Genomic DNA, 25301 nt, shown 5'->3' on the forward strand with positions numbered 1-25301 from the left:
TGGTTCTGTGCGCTCCTGATCAGTTCCCGGTGAGGGACTACTTGCCATCAGATGCTCAAATGAACCTAGACAAGGCATTTGATGAGCTTCGCCGTGGCATCGACTTGATCGAGGCGGACATGGTGGATGATGCAAGACGCAAACAGTTGGCGTTGTTGCTTGACCAAGCATTAGCAGCCTACAAGGCAGGCGATGAGTTCAAAGGAGCTCACTTAGTGCAGGATTTTCAGGGCCTGATCTTTAAGCGAGACGACTGACTGTGTTGGTGGAGCAGCCGAGGTGGCTAGTGCGGTTCTAAGATAGCGACGCGACCAGCTTCACCCAGTCCTACGACAAGGCCGGCCGCGCGGTGTTCCGGCAGTTCTACGACAACGGCGTGGTCAAGCGCCAGCAGCTGAGCTACGACCCGCAGGGTCGCCTGGTGCAGGTGCTGCAGGCCCTGCCGGACAACGAGTGGCGGGTGCTGGAGACCAGCACCTACGATGCGGCCGGCCGGGTGACCGAGCGCCGGCAGTACGCCGACGACGGTACGGCCAAGCACATCGACGTCAACCACTACGACGCCAACGGCAGGCTGATCGACCAGCTGGCCTACGGCATCCCACAGGGCGGCCTGGATCCGCAGGTGGACGAGGAGGGCAACCCGCTGCCGGACAACGGGTTCGAAGGCCTGAGCCTGCTGACGACGACCACCTATCAGCAGGCCGGCAACACCGCCATCGGCTACGACAGCGCCGACCGCTTGCGCGGCTACCGCTACCAGGTGCTGCGCAACGAGCAGGGCAGTGGCGCCAGCTCGCCGGACGGGTACACCCACACCTACCGCACCACTTACCAGGGGGCCGACAGCTACCTGACCAGTACGGTCACCGGCACCAGCACCAACAGCAACTACAAGACCAGCAACAGCACCAGCACCTACGACGTGTGGGGCCAGCTGGAGTCGGTGCGCGAGCGCACGCCCGGCACCGGCGTCGAGGACCGCGTGCGGATCTTCAGCCTGGACCAGGCCGGCAACATCCTGCGCCGTACCGAGGGCCAGAGCGATCAGGCCAAGCACCTCGACGGCGACGTATGGCTGAGGTGAGCAGTTTCGGTAGCGGGCGCTATCGAAAGCAGACGTCTACCCGGCGCGAGAAGCATTTTGCTTCTTCACAAGCTGTTGACAGACGTCGATGTGTGGGTGCTAGATACAGGCAAGGGGGAATTGCAGCAGGTCGCCTCGGGGAGCCACCGCAAAGGTGAGGCTGAGCGGCGACGTGCTAGCACTTCAGGGATGAACCAGTCTTTGCGCGATGGCGTCGGCCGTCGTCGAAGGCGATGCGGATAAGGCTGTCCAATGGCTTCAATCGAGCGCCTCAAGCAGTTCTTTGCTGCTGACCGGAGCAACGCCGAGCTGGCGTGCGATCTGCTGGAAGCACTTGCCCGGCAGGGGCTGCATGCCGACGCGCTGAGCCTTGCGGGAGAGCTGCCTGAAGACCTTCAACGTCAGGCGGGCATCGTCTTCCGGGTCGCGCAGTTGCATCTTGCCCAAGGCCGTTACGAGTCGGCCATCAACGCGCTGAGCGCCTTGTGGGAGCGGGAGCCATCGGCGCCGGTCGCTCATGATCTTGCGTTTGCGCTGCTTTGCGCGGGCCGCAGGCCGGAGGCGCGGGGGCGCTTGCTCGAGGCGCAGGCGCGGTTTGGCGAGTCCGCGGAGTACGAGGTCCTGCTGGCGCGCCTGGACCTGTTTGAACATGACGGTGCCAGCGCGGAGCAGCATCTGCACCGTGCGCTGCTGCTGAAGCCTGACGATCCGACCGCGATGGGATTGCAAGCCCTCGCGGCTTTTGACCGCGGAGACATTGAACGCGCTGCTGTCATGGCCGAGCAATGCTTGGCACGCTATCCGGACCAGCATGAGGCGCTTCTCGCCCAAGGCGGCTTGGCGTTGGCGGCGGGAGACGCGGGCCTGTCTCAGGACATCTTCCAGCGTGCGCTGACGCGCTTTGCGAACTCGGGCAGAGCCTTGTCTGGACTGGGGCAGTCGCTGTTGGCTCTGGGGCAGGTCGGCCCGGCGGGTGAAGCGCTTGCCCACGCGGTCAAGACGATGCCGAACCACATCGGCACCTGGCATGCGTTGGCCTGGTGGCAGCTGATCCATGGACGATTGGACGAGGCGGAGGCGAGCTTTCATTCGGCCTATGCGCTCGACCGCAACTTCCCGGAATCGCATGGGGGTCTGGCGATCGTGGCGGCCGTTCGCGGGCAATCGGAGGAGGCGGAAGGCCACATCGCGCGCGCCAACCGCCTGGATGCGCGCAACTTCAGTGGCCGCTACGCGCGGTGTCTGCTCCTGCATCGCTCGGGCAACGCAGAGGCCGCGCAGGCTTTGCTTGACGAGATCTTTGCGGACGGACGGATCCCGGCCGCTTACGGTGGGGCCGACCAGCTCCAGAGTTTCCTCAGGTTGGTTCAGGCGGAAGCGGCGCCCGCGCCCGGACGCGTCGGGACGAGGCACTGATGAGCGCGGATACGGCCATGCAGCTGCTCGCGCAGGTCCTCTGGGCTTCGGTCAAGATCGCCGGTCCCATCCTGTTGGTCACCCTGGTCGTGGGCGTCGCCATCTCGGTGCTGCAGGTGGTCACGCAGGTCCAGGAGATGACGCTCACGTTCGTGCCGAAGATGGTGGCGGTGGGTGTGGTCTGCCTGGGCCTGGGAAGCTGGATGATCGCCACCGCCGTCGAACTGGCGCGTCATCTGTTCGACTACGCGGCGCATCTTTGACCATGGTGCCGCTCCCGATCATGGCCGCGACCTTCATGCTTGCGATGGCGCGCTATACGCCGTTGCTGGTGCTGCCAGGCATGACGCCTCTGGGCTGGGCCCCCTTGGTCGTCCGCACCGTGCTGTTGATCGCGCTGGCGTGGCTGACGCTGATCTGGCTGCCGGAGGATGGGTACTGGTCGCCGACCAAGTCGATGACGATGCTGCTCTTCGCGGGTGTCAGTGAACTCGCGATCGGTGCCGTCTTCGGTCTGGCGTTCATGCTGCCGACGGCGGGACTGCACACCGGTGGCTGGCTGATCGACCTCCAGGCGGGCCTCGGGGCCGCCACGCTGCTCAATCCGTCGGGCGACAGCGCGTCGGAGTCGTTGCTCGGCCAGGTCCTGCTGCTCGGGGCAACGGTCCTGTTCTTCACCCTGAACCTCCATCTGCAGTTCTTCAAGGTTCTCGTGGCCAGTACCGAAGTGCTGCCGCTCGGCGGCGCGGGCATTCGCGCCAATCCCGCGGTATTCCTGCAGATGCTGGGGACGTCCTTCGCGCTCGGTCTGGTCATCGTGGCCCCGATCCTGATCGTCCTGTTCTGTCTTGACGTTGCCATCGCCTTCGCCAGTCGCTCGATGCCGCAGGCCAACGTCTACTTCATTGCGCTGCCGCTGAAAGTGGCGGTGGCCTTCGCGCTGATGGCGGTCACGCTCAGGCAACTGCCTGCCTGGATCGACACGCTTTACAGGGGGGCGATCAGCCAACTCCCGAAACTCCTTGGGGCGCACTGATGGCAGGCGGCGATCAGGACAAGTCCGAGCAGCCAACCTCCTATCGGCTCGAAGAAGCCAGAAAGGAAGGGCAGGTCGCCAAGAGCGCGGACCTGGCCAGCGTCCTGTTGGTCTCGGTGTTCTGCGTGGTCGCGCTGCTCACGGCGGGGCAGATCGGTGACGCCGTTTCGCTCGCTTCGCGCAGGCTGATCCTGCTGGCGGGTCGCCAACCCGAGCTCGGCGCCGGCTTCGTTGGCTGGCTGCTGGGGTGCTATCAGCCCGTACTCCAGGCGATGTGGCCCATGCTTCTGGCGCTCCTGGTCACGGCCGTCGCCGCCCATGTGCTGCAGACCGGGCCCTTGTTCACCTCCAAACCGCTCGGGCCCGACTTCAAGCGGTTGAACCCCCAGAACGCGGTCAAACGCGTCCTGTCGCTAAGAACCCTCTGGGAGCTTGCGAAGCTCGCCGCCAAACTCGGACTGCTCGCTGCTCTGGGAGCTTGGGCAGCGCTGCGCACCATCGAACGCGTCGACCAGTTCGCGCCGCAGACCCCGCACCAGCTTTTCCCGCTCCTTCTGGATGGCTTCAAGGCGGTCGCGCTGCACGTCCTCCCCATCCTGATCGCGATCGCCATTCTGGATGTGCTGTTCCAGCGGCGTAGCCATCTGCGCATGCTGAAGATGAGTCGACGGGAGCTCAAGGACGAAGCGAAGCGTCGTGACGGAGACCCGGAAGTGCGGTCACGCCAGAAACAGCAGGTGCGCGAGCTTCTCAAGAAGGTGCGTGCGCTGCCCAAGGTCGCCCAGGCGGACGTGATCGTCACCAATCCGACGCATTTCGCCGTCGCATTGAAGTATCTCCCCCTGACCATGCGAGCGCCGATCGTCCTGTGCAAAGGGCGGGGGCTGCTCGCCGCGCAGATCCGCAAGATCGCCCACGAGGCCCGTGTCCCGGTGGTGAGTTCGCCTGCCCTGGCACGGCTGATCTACAAACAATGCGGCATCGATGCGCCGGTGCCCGAAGAGGCCTATGGGCAGCTGTCGCCGATCTATCGAAAGATCCTCGCCGCCAAGCGGGAGGCGCGCCAGGCATGATGCAGACGCTGGCCCCGCTATGGACCGAGCGGCGCGACATCATCCTGGTGTCGCTGGTCGTGGGCATTCTGCTGGTGCTCTTCGTTCCGGTGCCGGCGGTGGCGCTGGACTTCCTCCTGGTGATCAACATCAGTTTGGCGCTGCTAGTGCTGCTGGTGACGTTCTTCACCGAGTCGCCGTTGAACTTCTCGACCTTTCCGACCTTGCTGTTGATCGCCACGATGTTCCGGCTGGCCCTCAACGTCTCGGCAACGCGTCTGATTCTCGAAGGAGGCGATGCCGGGCGTGTCATCAACGCCATCGGCTCGTTCGTGGTCGGCGGGAACTACGTCGTCGGCATCGTCGTCTTCCTGATCCTCGTCGTCGTGCAGTACGTTGTCGTCACCAACGGCGCACAGCGGGTGGCCGAGGTGGCTGCGCGCTTCACCCTCGACAGCATGCCCGGCAAGCAGATGAGCATCGATGCCGACATGAACATGGGCATCATCGACGAGCGTCAGGCCAAGGCAAGGCGCGCCGCGGTCGAAAGGGAAGCAAGCTTCTATGGCGCGATGGATGGCGCCACCAAGTTCATCAAGGGCGACGCCATCGCCGGCATCGTCATCATCTTCATCAACATCGTCGGTGGTCTGGCCATCGGCATCGCGCAGATGGGCATGCCGTGGCGCGAGGCGGTCCAGCGCTTCACGCTTCTTACGATCGGCGACGGCATCGTCACGCAGATTTCCTCGCTGGTGGTTGCCGTCGCTACCGGCATCATCATCACGCGCGCCGCGTCCGATGCAAGACTGGGCGCCGAGATTCCCAGGCAGCTTCTTTCCAGCCCCCGCGCACTGCTCCTGGTGGCCGCAGCGTTGCTGGTCATTCTGGTGCTCCCTGGCTTCCCCGTCTTCCCGGTGTTGACGGTGATGGCCGTGGTCGGCGCCTTGCTCTGGTTCTCCTTGCGCAGCGCGGCGCGCGCGGGCGCCGAGGACCTGGACAAGCCCGATCAGTCGAGCAGCGTGGAAGCCGAGAAGGCGTCCGTCCTCGCGCAGATCGAGCCCGTCGAGGTGCGGCTCGGGGCCGACCTGTCGGCCGCGCTGGCCTCGGTGGGGTCGGATTTCAGCGAGAGGATTCAGACACTGCGGCGCCAGATCGCATCCGAACTGGGTTTCATCCTTCCCAAGGTGCAGGTGGCACCCAGCCCCGCGCTGCCTACCAATGCCTATGAGATTGCGGTGTTCGGCAACCGTGTCGGTGCCGGAAACCTGCTTGTCGACCGGACCCTTGCGATCAACTCGGCGAAGAGCAAGATCAAGCTCGAGGGCGTCGCGGCACGCGACCCCGCTTACGGTCTGCCCGCGGTCTGGATCGAGGATCGCATGCGCCCGGCAGCGCAGGCCGCGGGTTACACGCTGGCGGATCCTGACACGGTCCTCATCACCCACCTGCACGAGATATCGAAGGCGCAGGCCGCCGAGCTGCTGACGCGCAAGGCGACAGAGCAACTGTGCAGAACGCATAGCCCTGCGAGTGCGAGTCTGGTGGAGGAACTCGTGCCGCAGGTGCTCAGCTTCTCCGATGTACAGAAGACCTTGCAGATCCTGCTGCGCGAGCAGGTCAGCCTGAGAAATCTTGAGGCGATCATCGAAGTGCTCCTGGATGTGGGAAGGAGCACCAAATCGCCTGAGGAGCTTGCCGAGAAGGTGCGCGAGCGGTTGGGCGCGGCGATCTGCCAGCGCTTCCTGGACGCCCGGGGTGAATTGAATGTGCTCACGCTGGCGCCCGATCTGGAGCGCACGCTGGTCGCGAACCAGAGAGGCGAGCAATGGGCCTCGCTGTTCACCGACATGGCCCAGCTCGATGGCTTCATTCGCGGTCTCGCGCAGGCTTGCGAGGCGATGATGACCAAGGGTTTCCTGCCGGTCCTGCTCTGTCCGGCGCCACTGCGGCGCGCGTTGCGGACCTTGATTCAGCGCTCTGTTCCCTATGTGGCGGTGGTGGCCGTCAACGAGGTGCCCGCGACCTTGAGCGTCCGTTCCTTCGCGCCCATCGGCGCTTCCGCGACAGGAGTCTTGCCATGACAGACGCGCTAGAAGCGCTTGGGCGGTCGATTTCCCAGGACGTGCAACGCCTGACCGTGCTCAGCAACAACGTCGCCAACGTCTCCACGCCGGGGTTCCGCCGCTCCATCCCGGTGAGCGATTTCGGCCAGTCGCTCCAGATGCAGGGCGTGATCGAGCAGCGGGACGGCGGTCTGAGGGAGACCGGTCGCCCGTTGGATCTGGCGCTCCGGGGGGAAGGCTTCTTGCAGGTGCAGTCGCCCGGTGGCGTGCTTCTGGTTCGGGCTGGAGCATTGCAGCGTTTGCCGGATGGCACGCTCGCCACGCCCGAGGGTCATCCGGTGCTGGGCGAGTCCGGCTACATCAGCCTTCCGCCAGGTCCGGTGCGCGTCGACAAGGACGGTGTCATCTCCGTCGACGGTCAGAGGATCGACAAGCTGGCGATCGTAGTCGTCGGAGATGCCCGAAGGCTGATGGCCTCAGACGGGGGCTTCACGTATGACGGGCCGTCCGCCGAGTGGAAGGGGACGGTGCTTCAGGGTGCGGTCGAGCGATCCAACGTGGACGCCGCGTCGGAGACCGTCAGCCTCATGGAACTCACTCGCCACGTCGAGTCGCTCAGAAGCGCGTTCTCTGTCTATGACAAGACGCTGGATACCGGAATCAACCGAATCGGACAGGAGTAAGGACGCCGTGATCGACGCACTCTACATTTCAGCGACGGGCCTGCGCAGCCAGCAGGAGCAGATCGACGTCATCTCCAACAACGTCGCGAACATGCAGACGCCCGGCTTCAAGCGGGCTCGCGTGAATTTCGTGGAGATGGCCTCACCACCGCAGCAAGGTGATGACGCCTCCGCGTCACAGCGCGCCCTTCACGGCCAGGGAGCCCGGGTACTTTCGACGACCACGTCCTTCGAGGCCGGCGGGATGAAGCAGACCCATGGCGCAACCGACATCGCCATCTCGGGCGCGGGATTCTTTGAACTGGAAGACGCGGACGGCACGCTGTCGTACACCCGTGCCGGGCAGTTCAAGATCGATGGCGAAGGCTACTTCACCAGCGCAGATGGCAAGCACCTCGCACGTGCGCCGCAGATCCCGACGGATGCGACGGACCTCCAGGTCTCGGCGCGCGGCGAGGTTAGCGTGGTGCTGCCGGACACCGCCGGAAGGAGCGTGCTTGGCAGCATCGAAATCGTGTCGTTCGCCTCGCCTGAAGGCCTGGAGCAGATTGGAGACAACGCGTTCCGGTCAACGGAAAAATCGGGTGACGCCATTTCGGCGATGCCCGGCGAGGGCAATGCGGGGAAGCTGGCGCAAGGCTATCTGGAGTCCGCCAACGTCGACATGATCGATGAGATGAGCAGTCTGGTGCTCGCACAGCGCGCCTATCAGCTCAACGCGCGCGTGCTTCAGGCATCCGACCAGATCCTGGAAACGATCAACAACCTGCGTCGCTGAGTAGCGCTCATGTTGCCACTGGCATTCTCAATGTTCCTGCTTGGCATGGGCGGCATGGAACAGTCCGACCCGGTGCAGGCGATTCGCGACTGCGCGGCGCGGGCCGTCGCCGAGCGCGCGAAGGGGGACAGTGGACTGAGCTGGGAACTGGCCGGAAGCGAGGCGACGCTCATTGCGCCGACGACCGCTTACGAACTGAAGGCGTCGGCGATCCATGGCCCCTGGCCGCGGAGGAAGGTCGGTGTCACCGTCGAGCTGTGGAGCGAGGCGCAGAAGATTGGCCAGTACATGGTCTGGTTCAATCTGCATCAGTCAGCGAAGGCAAACGTCTATCGCGGCGCAAAGAAGCGAGGGGACGTGCTGTTACCGGCCGACCTGTCCGAGGCGGACGTCGATCTCATGGCGCTCCGATCGAAGCCCGGCCGCATTGCGGGCATCGGTCCCTGGCGCCTGCGGCGCGCCGTTGCCGCAGGTCAGCCTGTCATGCAGGGCGATCTGGATGAGCCGCCCACCATCAGCAGCGGCCAGCGCGTGGACATTCATGTGGAACACGGCGCGGTGAGTCTGGTCTCGGCCGGGACCGCACTTGAGGACGGCGTGGCCCAAGGGCCGATCCGCGTGCTCCCTGCAGGCTCGCGCACCCCGGTGCGTGGACGCGTTGTCAGTGGGACGGAGGTGCGCGTTGAACCCTAGGCTTCCTTGTCTGCTTGCTCTGCTCGTGGCGCTTGGCTCCGGTCAGTCGTTCGCTCAGACGTCCTTGATCAATGCGGACAGCTACCGCGGAATCGCCGCGGATCATCGTGCCTACCGCATCGGAGACGTGTTGACAGTCAACGTGCTGGAGGCCGCGTCGGCAAAGTCGAGCGCGGCAACCGACGCGACCGGGAACGTCGGGGTGGGCGGTGCCTACAGTTCACCTGGCTACAACGGCAAGGCCTCGCTGGGTCTGAATGGCGATCAGAGCGCGGGCGGACAAACCTCCAGAGCGGGTGAGCTGCGCGCACGCCTGTCCGTCGGGGTCGTCGGGATCGAGGCCAACGGGCTGCTGCGCGTTCAAGGGGCGCAGTCTTTGCTGATCAATGGCGAGAATCAGAACGTCACGCTCACCGGTCTGGTCCGGCCAGAGGACATCGATTCATCCAATGCCGTGTGGTCGCACCGTATCGCGGATGCCAAGTTGGAACTCAACGGCGTCGGTGTGGTGAACGAATCCCAGCGGCAGAGCATCATCTTCCGTGCATTGAAGTGGCTGAGATTGATATGACGCGACTTCTCTTCACCGTGCTGCTCGCGCTCATGGCGACCCGCGTCCACGCCGGGCCGGTCGCCGCGGTCCAGATCAAGGAGTTCGCGCGCGTCGGGGGCGCGCGCGATAACCCGCTCACGGGATATGGCCTGGTCTTCGGACTGGCCGGGTCCGGTGACTCGCCACGCAGCGCGGCCACAGTGCAATCGGTGGCCAATACGCTCAAGACCTTCGGCGTCAACGTCGATGGTCAATCGCTGTCGACACGCAATGTCGCCGCGGTGATCGTCACCGCCAGATTGCCGGCCTTTGCCGAGCCTGGTACCAAACTCGATGTCCAGGTCTCCTCCGCCGGGGACGCGCGCAGCCTGAACGGTGGCACGCTGATGCTCGCACCCCTGACGGCACCGGACGGGCGCGTTTACGCGCTCGCCCAAGGGGCCATCTCGGTGGGTGGCTACCAGTTCGAGGCGATCACGGCCTCGGTCCAGAAGAATCACCCCACGGTCGGTTGGATTCCTTCAGGCGCGACGATCGAGCGGGCGGCGCCCACCCCCGACGATGTGAGCGGCTCCTCGATGGTCAGCATCGTGCTCAATCAACCGGACTTCACCCTGGCGCGTCGCGTCGCGCAAGCGGTGAGCTCCGATGTGAGAGGGGCGCATGCCCACGCCGTGCACGCGGGGCGGGTCGATGTCACCTTCTCGAGTCCGCTGTCCGATCCGGTCAACGTGATTTCGGATATCGAAGGCGTTCTGGTCGTCCCCGAGCGGCGCGCGCGCGTGGTGATCAACGAAAGAACCGGAACGATCGTGGCGGGCAGCGATGTGCGCCTTGGCGCGGTGAGCATTTCCCACGGCGACCTCCGCGTGGAGATATCGACCGAGTATCAGGTCTCCCAGCCCGATGGGGTCTTCCTGAGTCGCTCATACGGTGTGCAGAGCGTGGTCGTGCCCAAGAGCACGATCAAGACGGACGAGCCCGCCGCGGCGGTCGTTTCCGTGAAGGAGGGGGCCACCGTCTCCGATCTGGTGACCTCGCTCAAGTCGCTCAAGCTCTCCACGCGGGACGTCATCGCCATCATGCAATCGATCAAGTCGGCCGGCGCGCTGGACGGGGAACTCATCATTGAATAGGGGAAGCGCATGTCAGAAGTCATGCTGATCGACGCGGTAAAGATGGCGTTGGATGTCAACCAGCTGCGGGCGCAGGTCGCGAGTATGAACATCGTGAACGCGGGGAGCGTTGGCGCAACGCATTTCACCATCGACGATACGCAGGTCAACACGTTCCTCGCATCGGTTGCCGAGCATGGGGGTGAAGTACAGCCGCCTCTTGAGATGCCGAACGCCGTCGTCAGCGAACAGTACGGCGCTGTGCGCCCGACGCTGGACGAATTGGTAAGCGATTCGGTGACGGCTGGCTTGGAGTACCAGGCGCTGTCCGAGTCGCTTGGTCGTCATTTCGCGTTGCTTCGCCTGGCGATGACGGGGAGGTCGTCATGAGCATGATCGACGGGCTGCTCGATGTCAGCCGTGCCGGGATGCAGAACGAACGGCTCAGAATGGAGGCGGCCAGTCAGGCGATCGCGCTGGCGAACCAGGCCATTTCGCCCGATCGGGCCAGGGACATTTCAGGATTCCATGACCTGGTTTCGGCGGGGGACGGCGCGTGGAGCGGTCCTGTCCGCACGGTGCACGATCCCGCGCATCCCTATGCCGACAAGGACGGAAATGTCCACTATCCCTCCGTCGATCTCGCGCAGGAAATGACCACCATGCTGGGCGCGAGCCGCGGGTATGAGGCCAATGTTCGTTCCTTCAACGTGCTGCGCGGCATGGCACTGAAAGCGTTGGAGATCGGCTCACGATGAACGCGATCGATCCCATCATGGCAGGTCAGAGTTCAGCCGCAGGCGCGATCGAGCTGAGCAACGCGGTGAGCACCAATAGAAGCGCGGCAGGCGGCAACTTCGGGGAGCTGGCGCTCGGCATCGTCTCCGAGACGAACGCTGCCTTGCTGAGTGCGAAACAGAATCTCCTGGATGTCGCAGCGGGCAAGGAGATCTCGCCCCACGCATTGATGATCTCGATGGAGGAAGCGAGGATCAATCTGACCATGCTGGCAGAGGTGCGGAGTCGAATGGTCGAGGCATACCAGGAGTTGATGAGGACGCAGCTGTAGACCCATGAACAGGACGTTTCCAATGGCTGGCTTTGTGTCTTCAATGAGCAAGAGAGCGCGAACGGCGTTCTTTGTCTCGATTGGTGCCCTGGGTCTCTGCACCGTGCTCGCGCTGCTGTGGCTGTTCCTTCCCTCAAGAGCGGTGCTGTTCAGCGGGCTGGATCGGAACACCGCGGCGGAGATCGTCTCTTCCTTGAACGAATGGAAGATTGACCATCGGTTCTCCGATGATGGTGCGACGATCCTGGTCGATGCTTCCAAGGTCCATGACACGCGCATGCGCCTGGTTTCCGCGGGCATCCCCAAGGGCGGCCACGTCGGCTTCGAGTCGCTCGATAGCGCTGATCTTGGAATCACCGAGTTCGCGCAGCGCGTGAATTTTCAGCGGGCCCTGCAAGGCGAACTGGAAAGGACCATCGGTGCGATTCCTGGAGTCAATGACGTCAGAGTGCATCTGATGATCAAGGATCAGGGGCTCTTCCTTGACCAGGCCGAACAATCAAAGGCCTCGGTGCTGCTGAAGCTGGCACCCGGCACGCAGCTCTCCGACCGGCAGGTGCAGGGAATCCGCGGGCTGGTTTCCGCCGCGGTGGAAGGTCTCGAGCCCGCATCCGTGGTGGTGGTAGGCCCGACGGGATCGGCGCTGGGGCACCAGGGCGGTGTTGCGACCGAGCAGGCCGACGGCGCCACGGAGTTGGCGGGGCAACTGGAAAAGAAGATCCGGAATCTGCTGGCGAGCTATCTCACGCCCGATGACATCGGCGTCTCCGTCGATGTGCGTCTGGCGACGGACCAGGTGCATCGGACCAGCGAGCGGGTCGTGCCCTTGACCGGTTCGGAGCATGGCGTGCTGATACGCAGGCAGGTCTCCGGAGCGGCCCAGCAGGCGGGAGGCGAAAATCCCGGCGGGACCCAGGAACAGCTCGAATACGCCAGCGGCACAGAGAAGGAAGAGGTCATCCGCCGTCCCGGCGCGATCGAGCGCCTGTCTGTCGCGGTGTTGCTGCCTCCCTTCGTCTCGCAGTCGCAGGTCGATCAACTCAGGCCGCTGATGGCGGCCGCCGTTGGGCTCGATACGGCGCGGGGTGACACACTGGAAGTGCGGATCAGGCCGCCGCACGCACGGCCACAGGAGGCGAGCACGCTTTCTGAGGTCGCTGTACGTGAGGTCAAGCAACCGGTCTCGTCCATTTTCCTGGGTTGGCCTTTGATCGGTGCTGTCCTGCTCGGTGGTCTGACCGCGGGCGCGCTGCTCGGCGTGTCCATTTCCGCAAGGAGGAGATCGAGACAGCATCAGCAAGTGTTGACGAGCGACGACAGGGCGCGGCTTATCGCCGACGCGCGGCACTGGATTTCAGAGTCGACCCTGCAGCCATGAGTGCCCTGGACCTCCCCGCGTCTGTCCGCCGCGCAGGCCTCGCCTTGAGTGCACTCAGCGCGAAGGATCGGCGCTTGATCATCTCGCAGGCGCCGCGGGCGCTGCAGCGCCAGCTCAGGCGGGCGACGAAGCACGCCATGTCGAAGGGTTGGACGCATCCCGAACTCGTCACAGCGGTGCTTGATGTCGGCGGCAACGCAAAGGGTGACTCCGATCTGGAGATGCTCTCCAGCTTGAGCAAGAAGGTCACCGGTTACGAGATGGCGCTTGTCCTCGCTGCCCGGGGAGGATCCGAGCGTGACTTTCTCAGCTTCTGTGTGGACGCGCAGGATGCGGATGTGCAGCGCATGCCCGATTTGAGCGATTCCCTTCCTCCTTCCTTGCGGGAGAGTGTGGAGCGTTCGGTCGAAGAGATCATGATGGAAGCGCGATGATCAGGCGTATCACGGCAGGTGAATCCGCCGAGGTGCTGTGGCTTGCCCACGGACGCGCTCCAGCGTCTTCTGGGCCGGCGTTGTCCAGCACGCTTGAACAACTGCGCGCTCAAGCCGAGAAGGAGGGGTACGAGGCCGGCATCCTGCGGGCGGAAGAGGAAGCCAGGCAGGCGCTGGAGCGACGGACCGCCGCACTCGAGACGCAGTTCGACTCGCTTCGAGCACATCTTGAGGCGGAGCATCAAGCGCGTTGCGGTGAACTGGCTTCGTTGATTCAGGAGCTCGGCCATCAGTGCGTGGCGCTGCGCCGCCAGGCCGAGGACGCTGCGGTGCGTATCGCCTACTCCGCAATCGTCCGCCTGTTCGGGCAGATGGGCGACGACAAAGCGCTGGCGGAACGGTTCTGCGCCGCCGCGTTGGCGGAGGTGCCCGAGCGCCCATGCGTGCTCCGTATCAATCGGCACATGCAGTACACGGGACTCACAGAGGCCGGCGTGACCATCGTCGTCGATCCCTCGCTTGACGCGGGAGGCTGCGAGATAAGCACCGCCTTCGGGGCAGTTGACGTGAGTACGCATGGTCGACTGGAGGCGCTGCGTGAGCAGTTGATCCAGGGCGTCGCGCAGACGGAGGCCAAGTAGACGATGGATGCGTTCTCCACGCGCGTTGCCGGGCAAGTCTCCGAGCTCAGGTTCGGCAGGAAGTTCGGCCAGGTGACCGGCTTCAACGGACTCGTCGTCGAGGCGCAAGGACCGCACGCGGGAATCGGCGAGGTCTGCCTGATCGATCTGCCGGGCGGGGACAAGGTGATCTCCCAGGTGGTCGGACTGCGCTCGAGTACCGTCTTGCTGATGCCTTACCAGCCGGTGGAGCGGCTGTGCTGCGGCGCCAGAGTGTGGGCGCTGGGCAAGTCGTTGGACGTTCCCGTAGGACGACATCAGCTCGGACGGGTGATCAATGCCTTCGGGGAATCGATCGACGGACTCCCTGAGCTGGTGTATGCCGAGCGTCGGCCGCAGATCGCGACCGCGATTCCTCCCTTGGAGCGCGTCAACATCGATCAGGTCCTTGAGACGGGCTTGTCTGCAGTGGACGGCCTTCTGACGATCGGAAAGGGGCAGCGGGTCGGAATCTTTGCCGGAAGCGGCGTGGGGAAGAGCACGCTGCTGGGGACGATCGCGTCGCATGCAAAGGTGGATGTCACCGTGATCGCGCTGATCGGCGAGCGCGGGCGTGAGGTCGGAGACTTCGTCAGGCACACCCTGGGGCCAGCGGGTCTGGAACGCGCGGTGGTGGTCGCTGCGACCGCCGAAGAAGCGCCTCTGGTACGCGTCCTGGCCACGCGTACCGCGCACGTCATCGCGGAGTACTTCAGAGACCAGGGCCTGGATGTGCTTCTGGTCGTCGACTCGATGACCCGATTCGCGATGGCCCAGCGGGAGATCGGGCTGGCCGCAGGAGAGCCGCCGACATTCAGGGGATACACGCCCTCGGTGTTCGCCCAGCTCCCGCAGCTTGTGGAGCGGTGCGGGCGAAATGGCACCGGCAGCATCACGGGCATCTACAGCGTGCTGGTAGAGGGCGACGATATGAATGAGCCCGTGACGGACCATATGCGCGCGATCCTGGATGGGCACATCGTCCTCGACAGGAAGATCGCTTCCCGGGGCCACTATCCGGCCATTGACATTCTTCACAGTGCCAGCCGGCTGCTGCCGAATCTCGCAGGGCCAGAGGCGCTGCAGGTGGCTGCCGACGTCAAGCGTGTCCTGGCCGTGTACGAAGCATCCCGCGATCTCATCGAGCTGGGGGCCTACCAGGCGGGGCGTCAATACTGCGCTGGATGAGGCGGTTGTGGCCAAACCCAGACTGGACTCGGTGCTGGCGCAGGCAAAGAACGATCTGCGTTCCAGGGATCGGACATTGCGCTCCCTGCAGGCGGCCCTGGCTGACGATGGAGCCCAAAGGTGATGCGGGATGGCAACGGGCCAAGAAGACTGTTGAGGCTGAAAGCGCTGACGCTCGCGGAGGCGAAGATGGCGAGCGCGCTCGCCTTCTTCGAGTTGACGCAGCGACGGCAGCAACTGGACCGGCGCAACGAGGAATTGGAACGCTTGTTCAGGCAGGCGGAACTTTGCGGGTCGGGGAAAATCGATATGCAACAGCTCGAGTTCATGCAGCACCGCATCCACCGCGCGGCGTTCGAGGTGGAGAGCGCCCACCTTCTCCTGAAGGAGGCTTCCACGCGCGCAGAGGAGGCGTCGAATCGCGAGGTGGGGATAACGCGCGAGCGAGACGCCCTCGAGCGTCGCGCTCTGGACCACGAAATGGAAGAAGGACGCGTCGATAGCCGGCGCGCTTTCGACGCTTCGCTGGATCACTGGTCCGCAGTGAGGAGCGCTTCGTGACCATCGTCAGCATCGAACGACGGCATGACCTGACCCAGGACATGGGCACCCGTCGTCAGCCTTCGGATCCGGCGCATGCCCGGTCCAGCTTCAGCAGGTCGCTCGAGAACGACGCCAGGGACGCGGAGTCCGCCTCGTCCAGGATCGACGACGACAAGGCATTCCCGCCCGGGCGGCCCGAGGCCGATCACCAAAACGCCTTCCACACCGTTGTCCCCGAGGAAGGACGACCGCCGGCGCTGCTTGTTTCCGACATCTCGCTTGGCCGGGACGCAGCCGATGGTTCATTGGTCGTTGACTGGCGTCTTCTCCCCGGTCAGGGCTTGTCCTATCGGGTGCTCGCGGGAGCTGGACGGCAGGAGGCGGCGGTCGCCGCGGGCTCCGCTCCTTCAACAGTATCGGCGCACGCGGCGTCTGCAATAGATGGGGCCGCGGCCCCTATTCCTGACGCGATGCATCCGGACCGGTTCCGTGGCGGATCGGTGGGGCTTCTTTATGGCGCACCATCTCACCAACGTCTTGTCACCGTGGAAGACGTGGGGGCCGCAATAGCGCGATGGCCTGTTCTAAAGAACGAGGACGCGCCCGATCAGTGGCAGCTCGCTCGATTTTCCATGGCGGCCGATTCGGGCGAGATCGTTGCCTGGTTGCGGGACTATTCGCTCGATCACGCCGAGGTATCAGACGCGGTCTCCGATATCAGGACGTACTGCAGGGAAAATGCCATCCCGCTCAAACGGGTGGTGATCAACGGAATCGAATGCTGGAACTCAAACGCAGACACGGAGGTATGAAGTCATGGCGGTAGATGCAATCGGAAGCGTGCTTGCCAATGGGACGTCCAGCTCGACGAGCGGCACGATCAATCAGGAGGGCTTCATCAAGCTGTTCCTGACGCAGCTGCAGTTCCAGGATCCACTGGAGCCGGTCGATAACAAGGAGTTTCTGGCGCAGCTTGCCCAGTTCAGCAATCTCGAGCAATCGCGGCAGATGACCGTCAATACCGAAAGTCTCCTGTCGATGACGTCGGCCGATCAGAGCTTGTCTCTCCTCAGTCGCAAGGTCTCGGTACAGCAGGAGTCCGGCGCCACGGATGGGACCGTCACCGCGGTGGCCTTCACCTCCAGCGGTCCTCAGCTCACCGTGCAGACGGACGCGGGGACGTTGACAGGCGTGGTGCTGTCGCAAGTGGCGCTCGTGCGTCCATAGGAGAGGGCCGAAATGTTCCAAGCGATCTTCAATAGTCTCTCTGGCTTGTTCAGTTTCTCGAAAAGCCTGGACACGGTCAGCAACAATATTGCCAACATGAACACGCCAGGGTTCCGTGGCAGTGATTCGTTCTTCTCCAATCTCGGCGAGGAGCACGGCACCAAGATCGTCGGCGAGGGACTCAGGACCTCCGAAGGAGACATCAGGCAGACCAGCAACGGGACCGACGTCGCGATCAATGGCAGTGGCTTCTTTGTCCTGCGGGACGCGAATGGGGTCGTCCACTACACCCGCGCAGGACAGTTCGTCTTCAACGATGCCGGCCTCCTGATCGACAGCGCCACCAAGTTTCAAGTCATGGGGCTGGAGGACGGCGGCGTGCTGGCTCCCATTTCGATCGACGCCTATAGGACGCTCCCGGCCCAGGCGACGACGAGCGTGACATTCGCCGGCAATCTGAAATCAGGGCAGTCGAGCCCCTTCACCGTGTCGGACATCAAGGTGTACGACGCGGACGGGAATACCCACACCCTGAAGGCCACGTTTACCGAGAGTTCTTCTGTCGTCTCGGGGCGATTTCTTGTTTCGGTGCAGGACGAGACGGGAAAGGAAGTGGCGCCCGCAGGCGCCGAAATCCGCTTCAGTTCCAGCGGCAGCCTTGTCGCTGGCTACAGCAGCGTGTCACTGGACCTGGCGTACGGCGATAAGCGGCAGTCAATCGACGCCAGCTTCGGGACCCCGGGCACGTTCAGTGGCGCGACGAGTCTTCCCGGCCTTTCTTCCTCGCTCACGGCCACGGTGGCAGACGGAAGGCCGACACAGGGCATTTCCGGGCTCTCGTTCGATGAGGCCGGCGCCCTGAAGATCAGCTACGGGGATGGAGAGGATAAGCGTGGTCCACGCCTGGCGTTGGCGGCGTTTCTCAACGAAAGCTCGTTGAGGATGGACGCCGGGCGCCTCATTTCGAATGTCGATGCGCGAACCCGCACGTTGGGCTACGCGGGCGAGGGTGCGCTGGGGAAGATTCAAGGAAAAAGTCTGGAGATGTCGAATGTCGACCTGACCCAGGAGTTCGCGGACATGCTCATCATCCAGAGAGGCTATCAGGCCAGTTCGCGCGTCATGACCGTCAGCAACGAGATGGTCGAGCAGCTCTACAACAGCGTGAGTCGATAGGGCGATGAGAATTTGCTTTCTTTCCGAACAAGGCGTCCGGCGCCACCGCTCCGGCGTGGAGGAGGCGCTGGGTGCGTGGCTCAGGCTTTGGGGCGTGGCCGCCTGCACCTTGAGGGTCGAGGTGGTTGGCGCAGAGGAGCAGGTGCTGTCCCAGGCGCGCTGGCACCACGGGGCGCAGGGTGTGGATCGCTATGTCGGGCTCTATCTCCCGCCTGAGGAACTCGCGTCGGCCTTGCTCGCAGATGGCTCGGTAGGGAGGCAGGGACGCCTTCTGCGGCGCGTTGGCGAGCAAGCCGGTGAATCCCTGTTGCGTCATCTTCTGGGCCAGAACCGCTCAGCGCTGGATGAGCTCCCTGCCGCCGCGCTCAAGCCGCGACATGGCCATGCGCTTCTCAAAGTCTCGATGGGCCACTTCGCCTTCTATGTGGTGTCGGCTCCCGGCAGGTACGCGGCAAGCCCCGATCAAAGGTTTGATCCAGCGCGTAGCGAACTGGGCGCGGCCCTGGCGCAGATGCGCGTTGGCTTGAGCGCTCAGATGCGCCTGGGCGCAATGCCCATCGATGAGTTCATGTCGTTGGGTCCCGGCGACGTCCTGCTGATCGAGGGTTCTGAGACGCCCCGGACACGTCTGTCGCTTGACGGCAGGGGACTGGCGGATGGATGTCTGGAGATAGAAAGGGGCGGGACGATGCACGTGCGTACCCGCCAACTGCTGACTGGTGAAATGGGGACCACATGAACGAGATGATCAAGAATCCCAACGCCCTGACGGCGCTGGCGAACGTGGAAAGAATTGGTCATATGCAAGTCAGCCTCTGCGCCGAGGTCGGTACCGCGTCCATCTCGGTGCAGGACCTGCTGCAGCTTCAGGCTGATGCGCTTGTTCCTCTGAATGAGAGCGTCGAGGCGATCATTACGCTGACGCTGGAGGGCAAATCTGTCGCCCGCGGGGAGCTCATCGCAATCGGCGAGAGGCTTGGCGTCCGCATCATCGAAGTGCTGTAGGCCCGCAATTGAGCAGTCTGTTTGTCTCCATGATGGAGCCGCAGATCGGGTTCCGCACCGAGAGCGCGCTAGGAGCCGGCTACCTCCTGTATGCGTCCGGCGTGCTCGTCGCGCTGCTGATCGTGACATGGGCTGCGTTGAAGATGGCGGATCGCAAGGGCTGGTTGGAGCGCTGGAAGGGCGCGCAAGCCATGGGCGCCAAGCACGCCGGACTGACCAAGCTCAGCTCGTGCAGGTTATCCAGGCAGGTGAGCGCGCATGTGATCAGCGATGGAGAAGCGCAATACATCATCGTCGAATCCTCACGCGGGGGAGTCGCCATCCATCCAGCCCGCAGGTCCTTGCCTTCGGACGGAACATCGCAAGGCTCGGCCGGCCATGAATAAATCGAAATCGATCGCCATGCTGTCGGGAGCGGCGATCATGGCGCTTTCGCTGCCGTCCCTTGCGGCCGATACGCCGCTCCAGTCTCTTGCGCAGTCGGTCGGCGGGCAGCTGGACTCGACACTCAGGACCTTTCTTGTCCTGAGCATCCTCGCGGTCATTCCGGCGCTGCTGATCGGGTTGACCTCATTCACGCGCATCGTGGTCGTGCTCGCGTTGCTTCGGCATGCCTTGGGAATTCCTCAGACGCCACCCAATAGCGTGCTCATGACGCTGGCGATTTTCCTGACGATCTTCTCGATGGGTCCAGTCATTGATGATGTCAGCAAGCACTCCCTGCAACCCTACATGGCAAAGGAAATCACGCTCGACGAGGCGGTCGTCCGCGCCGAGAGCCCTCTGAAATCCTTCATGGTTCACCAGACGCGCGAATCCGATCTGAAGGCCGTGGTGGAGATGGCCAGGGCGCCGTTGCCCAAGTCGCTGGCTGAGGTCAAATTCACGCATCTGGCGACGGCCTTCCTCCTGAGTGAACTCAAGACCGCGTTCCAGATCGGCTTCGTTATCTTCCTGCCTTTTCTGCTTATCGATATCGTGGTATCCGCGATCCTGATGGCGCTCGGAATGATCATGCTTCCGCCGACCACCATCAGTCTGCCTTTGAAGCTGCTTCTTTTCGTTCTCATCGATGGCTGGGTGCTCGTTTCACGCTCGCTGATGGGAAGCTTTTGGAACTAGGCGCCGCCGGATCGACCATGGATGATGACGAGAGGGAGCTCTGGCTTCGCTATCGCGCATCGCCGAGTGGCGATCTGCGCGACGCCTTGTTCCTGCGGCACATGGGGTGGGCGCGTTCCCTGGCGTCTTCGGTGTTCGCACGGCTGCGCTATGTCGATGTGGATTGGCAGGATTACGTTCAGAACGCGAACCTGGGGCTGCTCGAATCCATAGGCAAGTACGAACCCACGCGCGGCGTGCCCTTCCAGGCCTTCGCCTTGCGGCGCGTGCGTGGTGCCGTCTTTAACGGTCTTCGCGCATCGCTGCGCGCACCGGTAGCGCCATCCAGAGAGGTGCCCCAGGCTTCAGCGCCCGAGGGGCTTGTCACCGGATTCGAGCCAGGTGACGACGACCTGAGCGTGCTGGAAAGGCAGATCGCTTACCTCGCTATTGGTTACATCCTGGAGCACGACATCGCGCTGCGCGATGCGGAGAGAAGTCAGGTGGGGGATGTGCTCAGAGAGGTCCTGACGGGTATCCCCGAGCGTCAACGTGAGATCGTGGTGAAGCACTACTTTCTCGGGATCAAGTTTCACGTGATCGCCGATGAGCTCGGATTGACGAAGGGGCGTGTTTCCCAGCTGCACAAGTCCGCGATGGAAAATCTGCGATCGCTGCTCACGGCCCGAAGATACGAGTATCGAGACCTCTCCGTTTAGAAATCGAGCGAAGCGGCCAGCGGGACGCTTCGTCCAGGCGTTAACCCAAAGCTCCCAGGCCGCGGCAAGACGCGCGGCGCGATGTCCCGCGAAGGGCTCTGAGCACGCACACGCTCTCTTGCTGAGTAAGCAAACTTGAGCGCATCCGCCAGAGCGGCGTTTCGATCCCGCCGCGCCATCAACGCTCAGCGCCCGCTGAAGACCGCGGCGCGTTTCTCGAGGAAGGCGCGCATGCCTTCGCGCTGGTCGGCCGTGTCGAACAGGCGCTCGAACAGGCGGCGCTCCAGGGAGAGGGCGGTGCCCAGCGGGGCGTCGGCGCCCAGCCGCAGGGCTTCGCGGATGGCCTGCACGGCCAGCGGTGGCATCCCGGCGATCTGCAGGGCGATCTCACGCGCGGCATCGAGCGCCTGGCCGCTGGGGACGAGCCTGGAAACCAGGTTGGCGGCGTAGGCCTCGCCGGCGGGGATCATCTCGCCGGTCAGCGCCCACAGCGCGGCCTTGTAGCGGCCGGCGGCGCGCAGCAGGCGCTGGGTGCCGCCCGCGCCGGGCATGATGCCGACCTTGATCTCGGGCTGGCCGAAGCGGGCATCCTCGGCGGCGACGATCAGGTCGCAGGCCAGCGCCAGCTCGCAGCCGCCGCCGAGCGCATAGCCCTCGACCGCGGCGATGATGGGCTTGGAGGCGTGACGCACGACCTCGAACAGGTGTCCCGAGCGCTGCAGCACATGATCGATCGGCCGCATGTCGGCCATCTCGGCGATGTCGGTGCCGGCCACGAAGTAGCCGCCGGCGCCGGTGAGCACGATCGCCGCGACCTCCGCGTCGGCCAGCGCCCCTTCCAGCGCGTCGACCAGTTCCCGCTTGACCTGTAGGTTGAGGGCGTTGCGGCGCGCCGGCCGCGACAGGGTCACCACCGCCACGCGCGCCTGCGTGGCCACGCTGACGAACTCAGCCATGCGACACCTCGCGCGCACGCGCCTGCAGCCAGGGCGAGACGCGATAGCGGTCTTCCCCGTAGCCCTGCGACAGATGGGTCAGCACGGCGGCGACATAGTCCAGCCCCACGAGCCGGCCCCAGGCCAGCGGCCCGATCGGGTAGTTCACCCCGCCGGTCATGGCCGCGTCGATGTCGGCTTCCGAGGCGATGCCTTGCTGCACGGCGTCGGCGGCTTCGTTGACCAGCATGGCCACGGTGCGCGAGACCGCCAGCCCGGCGGCGTCGCCCAGCAGCGAGACCTGCTTGCCCAACGCGGTGAACAGGCCTGCAGCCTGGGCGATGACGTCCGCGGGCGTGCCCTCGGCGGCCGACAACGCGATGCGCTTGCTGGCGGCGTAGTCCAGGGCCAGGTCGAACAGCACCACCGGCTCGCCCAGGGCCTGGCTGCGTGGGCCGGCGCTGCGGCCATCGGTCAGCGCCAGGGCGACGCCGTCCACGCGCAGCAGGCCCGCGCCTTCGGTCTTTTCGACATTCAGGCCGGCCTGTTCCAGCGGCGCCACCAGGCCCTGCGCGGGGCCGAGCGCGCCTTCGATGCGGACCCGCGCCGGCGCCGGGCCCTGAAGGTCGCGCACATCGGGGCGCGGCGCATCGTCGCGGTAATCGTAGAAGCCGCGACCGCTCTTGCGCCCCAGCCAGCCGGCGTCCACCAGCTGCTGCTGCACCAGCGAGGGCTGGTAGCGCGGATCGTGGAAGAACGCCTGCCACACCGAGCGGGTCACGGCGAAGTTGACGTCATGGCCGATCAGGTCCATCAGCTCGCACGGTCCCATGCGGAAGCCGCCGCACTCGCGCATCACCGCATCGACGGTCTCCGGCGTGGCCTGCTGTTCCAGCAGCAGGCGCAGCGCCTCGCCGTAGAACGGGCGCGCCACGCGGTTGACGATGAACCCGGGCGTGGACTGGCACACCACCGGCGTCTTCTTCCAGGCGCGCGCGGTGGCGACCAGCGTCTCGACGAGGGCCGGGTCGGTGGCGTGGCCGCGGACCACTTCGACCAGCGGCAGGATGGTCGCCGGATTGAAGAAATGCAGCCCGGCCACGCGCTCCGGCGCGGGCAGGCGTGCGGCCAGCGCGGTCACCGACAGCGAGGAGGTGTTGGTGGACAGGATGGCATCGTCGTCCACGCGCCTGGCCATCTCGGTCAGCGCGGCGACCTTGATGTCGAGGTTTTCGACGATGGCCTCGATCACCAGGCCCACGCCTTGCAGCGGCGCGCTCGGGCCCGCGGCGATCACCCGGGCGAAGGCGGAGGCGGCATCCTCGGCGCTGGCCCTGCCCTTGGCCACGCGCCGGTCGAGGCTGGCGCGGATCTGCGCACGGCCCCGGTCCAGCGCGGCCTCGCTGGTGTCGCACAGGTAGACGCGATGGCCGGCGACGGCGGCCACCTCGGCGATGCCGGCGCCCATGGTGCCGGCGCCGATGACGACCACGGCGCGATCCAGCGCGAGGGCATGGGCATCAGCCATCGGCCGGCTCCGTGGCGATGAAGGACGGACGCTGCGCCAGCGTGGCGTACCAGGCGGCCAGCTTCGGCGCGTGCGCGCGCCAGGCGAACGCATCGAAACGATAGTCCAGATAGCCCAGCGCGCAGCCGATCGCGATCTGACCGATGTCGATCGTCGCGCCGGGGCGGGCTTCGATCTCGCGCTCCATACGTGCGAGCGAGGCCTCGGTCTTGAGCGCGAAGGCATCGATCAACGACGGCAGCGGAAGCGCGCGTTCGCGCTCGTTGCGCCACAGGATCAGCACGTCCAGCAGCCCGTCGCCCAACGCCAGCTGCTGCAGGGCCTTCCAGCGCGCATCGCCGGACGGGAACAGCGCGCCGTGGAAGCGCGCATCCAGGTACTCGCAGATGACGGCCGAATCGAACAGCACCTGGCCATCGTCCAGCACCAGGGTGGGGATCTTGGACAGCGGGTTGTCGGCCATGATGGCCGGATTGGGCTTGAGCATCGCCGCCACCGAGCGCTGCAGCTGCAGCGCCTCGACGCAGCCCAGCTCATGGGCCACCACCATCACCTTGCGCACGAACGGCGACTTGGGCGACCAGTGCAGTTTCATCAGATCACTCCCTTGGCCCGCAGGGCCTGGATGTCATTGTCGGTGTAACCCAGCGCCTGCAGCACGCGGTCGCTGTGCTGGCCCAGCAGCGGCGGCGCCACGCGTGGCTGCAGCGGCGCATCGGCGAAGCGCATCGGGCTGGACACCAGGGGCACCTCCACGCCCAGCGGATGCGGGACGCGGCGGACCATCTGTCTGGCCACCACCTGCGGGTCTTCGAGCACTTCGGGCACCGAGTTGATGGCGCCGGCCGGCACGCCGGCCGCATCCAGTGCGGCCAGCAGGTCGGCTCGCCGCCACCCGGCGAAGGCCTCGGAGAGCCGCGCGGACAGCGCCTGGATGCCTTCCACGCGCCCGGCATTGGTGGCGAAGGCGCTCTCGGCCAGCGCGGGCTGGCCCAGCACCTGGCACAGCTTGGCGAACTGGCCGTCGTTGCCGACCACCAGGATGACGTCGCCATCGGCGCAGGCGAACACGTCCTGCGGCTGGATGTTGGGATGCGCATTGCCGTTGCGCTGCGGCGTGCGGCCGGACACCAGGTAGTTCATCGCCTGGTTGGCCAGCGAGGCGACCTGGACATCCAGCATGGAGATGTCGATGGTGTCGCCCAGGCCGGTGACGTGGCGCCGGTTGAGCGCGGCCAGTACCGACACGGCGGTATACATGCCGGTCATCAGGTCGACGATGGGGATGCCGACCTTCTGCGGGCCGCCGCCGGGCTTGCCATCGCGCTCGCCGGTGACGCTCATCAGGCCGCCCATGGCCTGGATCAGGAAGTCGTAGGCCGGCTGTTCGGCGCGCGGGCCGTCCTGGCCGAAGCCGGTGACCGAGCAATAGATCAGCCTGGGGTTGATGGCGCGCAGGCTGTCGGCGTCAAGGCCGTAGCGCTTGAGCGTGCCGACCTTGTAGTTCTCCAGCACGATGTCGGCCTGCGCCGCCAGCCTGCGCACGATGTCCTGGCCCTCGGGCGTGTCGATGCGGATGGTGATCGACTGCTTGCCGGCGTTGACGGCCAGGTAGTAGCCCGCCTCGCCGGTGTTGCGGCCGTCGGCGTCCTTGAGGAAGGGCGGCCCCCAGGCGCGGGTGTCATCGCCGGCGCCGGGCCGCTCCACCTTGATCACCTCGGCGCCCAGGTCGGCCAGGATCTGCCCGGCCCACGGCGCGGCCAGGATGCGGCTCAGATCCAGGACCTTGATGCCCGACAGCGGGCGTGCGTTGGAGCTCATCGGGATATCCGTGCGACATCGCCGCGCGGCGGCGATGGG

The 25301-nt window shown here is 64.9% G+C and carries 32 protein-coding genes; 28 read left to right on the forward strand and 4 right to left on the reverse strand.

Annotation, left to right across the window (positions count from 1 at the left end; genetic code table 11):
- The first annotated feature begins 59 nt into the window (after nt 1–59).
- The 28 genes from QE438_RS15995 (at nt 60) to QE438_RS16130 (ending at nt 20978) form a co-directional block, all read left to right on the forward strand.
- Nucleotides 60–257 carry a hypothetical protein gene (locus QE438_RS15995; RefSeq protein WP_307184080.1) on the forward strand — a complete coding sequence of 66 codons (198 nt, stop codon included), beginning with the start codon at nt 60–62 and terminating at the stop codon, nt 255–257.
- 92 nt (nt 258–349) lie between these two features.
- Entirely contained in the window at nt 350–1087 is a 738-nt protein-coding gene (locus QE438_RS16000; protein WP_306994224.1) for a hypothetical protein, read from the forward strand.
- A 252-nt stretch (nt 1088–1339) separates the two neighbouring features.
- Nucleotides 1340–2503 carry a tetratricopeptide repeat protein gene (locus QE438_RS16005; protein WP_306994222.1) on the forward strand — a complete coding sequence of 388 codons (1164 nt, stop codon included), beginning with the start codon at nt 1340–1342 and terminating at the stop codon, nt 2501–2503.
- Nucleotides 2503–2766, forward strand: coding sequence for a flagellar biosynthetic protein FliQ (locus QE438_RS16010; protein ID WP_306994220.1), 264 nt, complete (start codon nt 2503–2505; stop codon nt 2764–2766). The genes QE438_RS16005 and QE438_RS16010 overlap by 1 nt, the downstream gene beginning before the upstream one ends.
- Before the next feature lie 20 nt (nt 2767–2786).
- Nucleotides 2787–3539, forward strand: a complete 753-nt coding sequence (locus QE438_RS16015; RefSeq protein ID WP_307184079.1) for a flagellar biosynthetic protein FliR — start codon at nt 2787–2789, stop codon at nt 3537–3539.
- Nucleotides 3539–4612: an EscU/YscU/HrcU family type III secretion system export apparatus switch protein gene (locus QE438_RS16020; RefSeq protein ID WP_306994216.1), complete on the forward strand. Its 1074-nt coding sequence runs from the start codon at nt 3539–3541 to the stop codon at nt 4610–4612. The genes QE438_RS16015 and QE438_RS16020 overlap by 1 nt, the downstream gene beginning before the upstream one ends.
- The gene (locus QE438_RS16025; protein ID WP_306994214.1) at nt 4609–6675 is read left to right on the forward strand and encodes a flagellar biosynthesis protein FlhA; all 2067 of its coding nucleotides are present in this window, start codon (nt 4609–4611) and stop codon (nt 6673–6675) included. The genes QE438_RS16020 and QE438_RS16025 overlap by 4 nt, the downstream gene beginning before the upstream one ends.
- A complete protein-coding gene (locus tag QE438_RS16030) occupies nt 6672–7340 on the forward strand; it encodes a flagellar hook basal-body protein (RefSeq protein WP_306994212.1) in 669 nt (222 codons plus the stop codon). The genes QE438_RS16025 and QE438_RS16030 overlap by 4 nt, the downstream gene beginning before the upstream one ends.
- A gap of 7 nt (nt 7341–7347) precedes the next feature.
- Nucleotides 7348–8118 (forward strand): flagellar basal-body rod protein FlgG, encoded by a 771-nt coding sequence (gene flgG, locus QE438_RS16035; protein WP_306994210.1) that lies wholly within the window; start codon nt 7348–7350, stop codon nt 8116–8118.
- Between the two features lie 30 nt (nt 8119–8148).
- Nucleotides 8149–8811, forward strand: a complete 663-nt coding sequence (flgA, locus tag QE438_RS16040; RefSeq protein ID WP_309735373.1) for a flagellar basal body P-ring formation chaperone FlgA — start codon at nt 8149–8151, stop codon at nt 8809–8811.
- Between the two features lie 64 nt (nt 8812–8875).
- Entirely contained in the window at nt 8876–9382 is a 507-nt protein-coding gene (locus QE438_RS16045) for a flagellar basal body L-ring protein FlgH (protein WP_306994206.1), read from the forward strand.
- The gene (locus QE438_RS16050) at nt 9379–10500 is read left to right on the forward strand and encodes a flagellar basal body P-ring protein FlgI (RefSeq protein ID WP_306994204.1); all 1122 of its coding nucleotides are present in this window, start codon (nt 9379–9381) and stop codon (nt 10498–10500) included. Before QE438_RS16045 ends, QE438_RS16050 begins: the two co-directional genes overlap by 4 nt.
- A 21-nt stretch (nt 10501–10521) precedes the next feature.
- Nucleotides 10522–10869: a hypothetical protein gene (locus tag QE438_RS16055; protein ID WP_306994202.1), complete on the forward strand. Its 348-nt coding sequence runs from the start codon at nt 10522–10524 to the stop codon at nt 10867–10869.
- Nucleotides 10866–11237: a flagellar basal body rod C-terminal domain-containing protein gene (locus QE438_RS16060; RefSeq protein ID WP_306994200.1), complete on the forward strand. Its 372-nt coding sequence runs from the start codon at nt 10866–10868 to the stop codon at nt 11235–11237. The genes QE438_RS16055 and QE438_RS16060 overlap by 4 nt, the downstream gene beginning before the upstream one ends.
- Nucleotides 11234–11548: a flagellar hook-basal body complex protein FliE gene (fliE, locus tag QE438_RS16065; protein ID WP_306994197.1), complete on the forward strand. Its 315-nt coding sequence runs from the start codon at nt 11234–11236 to the stop codon at nt 11546–11548. Before QE438_RS16060 ends, fliE begins: the two co-directional genes overlap by 4 nt.
- 22 nt (nt 11549–11570) lie before the next feature.
- Nucleotides 11571–12926, forward strand: a complete 1356-nt coding sequence (gene fliF / locus QE438_RS16070) for a flagellar basal-body MS-ring/collar protein FliF (protein ID WP_306994196.1) — start codon at nt 11571–11573, stop codon at nt 12924–12926.
- Nucleotides 12927–13000: 74 nt separating this feature from the next.
- Complete coding sequence (locus QE438_RS16075) at nt 13001–13360, forward strand: hypothetical protein (protein ID WP_309735382.1); 360 nt, start codon at nt 13001–13003, stop codon at nt 13358–13360.
- Nucleotides 13357–14001, forward strand: coding sequence for a FliH/SctL family protein (locus QE438_RS16080; protein WP_306994192.1), 645 nt, complete (start codon nt 13357–13359; stop codon nt 13999–14001). The genes QE438_RS16075 and QE438_RS16080 overlap by 4 nt, the downstream gene beginning before the upstream one ends.
- 3 nt (nt 14002–14004) lie before the next feature.
- Complete coding sequence (locus QE438_RS16085; RefSeq protein ID WP_309735387.1) at nt 14005–15207, forward strand: FliI/YscN family ATPase; 1203 nt, start codon at nt 14005–14007, stop codon at nt 15205–15207.
- A gap of 153 nt (nt 15208–15360) precedes the next feature.
- Nucleotides 15361–15768, forward strand: coding sequence for a hypothetical protein (locus QE438_RS16090; RefSeq protein WP_306994187.1), 408 nt, complete (start codon nt 15361–15363; stop codon nt 15766–15768).
- Nucleotides 15765–16562 carry a hypothetical protein gene (locus QE438_RS16095; RefSeq protein ID WP_306994186.1) on the forward strand — a complete coding sequence of 266 codons (798 nt, stop codon included), beginning with the start codon at nt 15765–15767 and terminating at the stop codon, nt 16560–16562. Before QE438_RS16090 ends, QE438_RS16095 begins: the two co-directional genes overlap by 4 nt.
- A 4-nt stretch (nt 16563–16566) precedes the next feature.
- A complete protein-coding gene (locus tag QE438_RS16100) occupies nt 16567–16977 on the forward strand; it encodes a flagellar hook capping FlgD N-terminal domain-containing protein (RefSeq protein WP_306994184.1) in 411 nt (136 codons plus the stop codon).
- A 12-nt stretch (nt 16978–16989) separates the two neighbouring features.
- Entirely contained in the window at nt 16990–18153 is a 1164-nt protein-coding gene (locus QE438_RS16105; protein ID WP_306994182.1) for a flagellar hook-basal body complex protein, read from the forward strand.
- 94 nt (nt 18154–18247) lie between these two features.
- Nucleotides 18248–18892 carry a hypothetical protein gene (locus QE438_RS16110; protein WP_306994181.1) on the forward strand — a complete coding sequence of 215 codons (645 nt, stop codon included), beginning with the start codon at nt 18248–18250 and terminating at the stop codon, nt 18890–18892.
- Nucleotides 18889–19158 carry a FliM/FliN family flagellar motor C-terminal domain-containing protein gene (locus tag QE438_RS16115; protein ID WP_306994179.1) on the forward strand — a complete coding sequence of 90 codons (270 nt, stop codon included), beginning with the start codon at nt 18889–18891 and terminating at the stop codon, nt 19156–19158. The genes QE438_RS16110 and QE438_RS16115 overlap by 4 nt, the downstream gene beginning before the upstream one ends.
- Nucleotides 19159–19166: 8 nt before the next feature.
- The gene (locus tag QE438_RS16120) at nt 19167–19544 is read left to right on the forward strand and encodes a hypothetical protein (RefSeq protein ID WP_306994177.1); all 378 of its coding nucleotides are present in this window, start codon (nt 19167–19169) and stop codon (nt 19542–19544) included.
- Nucleotides 19537–20280 carry a flagellar type III secretion system pore protein FliP gene (fliP, locus tag QE438_RS16125; protein WP_306994175.1) on the forward strand — a complete coding sequence of 248 codons (744 nt, stop codon included), beginning with the start codon at nt 19537–19539 and terminating at the stop codon, nt 20278–20280. Before QE438_RS16120 ends, fliP begins: the two co-directional genes overlap by 8 nt.
- 17 nt (nt 20281–20297) lie before the next feature.
- The gene (locus QE438_RS16130; RefSeq protein ID WP_306994173.1) at nt 20298–20978 is read left to right on the forward strand and encodes a sigma-70 family RNA polymerase sigma factor; all 681 of its coding nucleotides are present in this window, start codon (nt 20298–20300) and stop codon (nt 20976–20978) included.
- 185 nt (nt 20979–21163) lie between these two features.
- On the opposite strand, the gene QE438_RS16135 is transcribed toward QE438_RS16130, so the two are convergent.
- Genes QE438_RS16135 through QE438_RS16150 form a run of 4 tightly spaced genes read right to left on the reverse strand, consistent with a single transcriptional unit; the run spans nt 21164 to nt 25262 of the window.
- Entirely contained in the window at nt 21164–21934 is a 771-nt protein-coding gene (locus tag QE438_RS16135; protein ID WP_306994171.1) for an enoyl-CoA hydratase-related protein, read from the reverse strand.
- On the reverse strand, nt 21927–23441 hold the full coding sequence (locus QE438_RS16140) for a 3-hydroxyacyl-CoA dehydrogenase (RefSeq protein ID WP_306994170.1): 1515 nt from the start codon (nt 23439–23441) through the stop codon (nt 21927–21929). Before QE438_RS16140 ends, QE438_RS16135 begins: the two co-directional genes overlap by 8 nt.
- A complete protein-coding gene (locus tag QE438_RS16145; RefSeq protein WP_307184077.1) occupies nt 23434–24036 on the reverse strand; it encodes a glutathione S-transferase in 603 nt (200 codons plus the stop codon). The genes QE438_RS16140 and QE438_RS16145 overlap by 8 nt, the downstream gene beginning before the upstream one ends.
- Nucleotides 24036–25262, reverse strand: coding sequence for a CaiB/BaiF CoA-transferase family protein (locus QE438_RS16150; protein ID WP_306994168.1), 1227 nt, complete (start codon nt 25260–25262; stop codon nt 24036–24038). Before QE438_RS16150 ends, QE438_RS16145 begins: the two co-directional genes overlap by 1 nt.
- Between the last annotated feature and the right edge of the window lie 39 nt (nt 25263–25301).

The organism is Pseudoxanthomonas sp. SORGH_AS_0997, assembly GCF_031453535.1.
Taxonomy (GTDB): Bacteria; Pseudomonadota; Gammaproteobacteria; order Xanthomonadales; family Xanthomonadaceae; genus Pseudoxanthomonas_A; species Pseudoxanthomonas_A winnipegensis.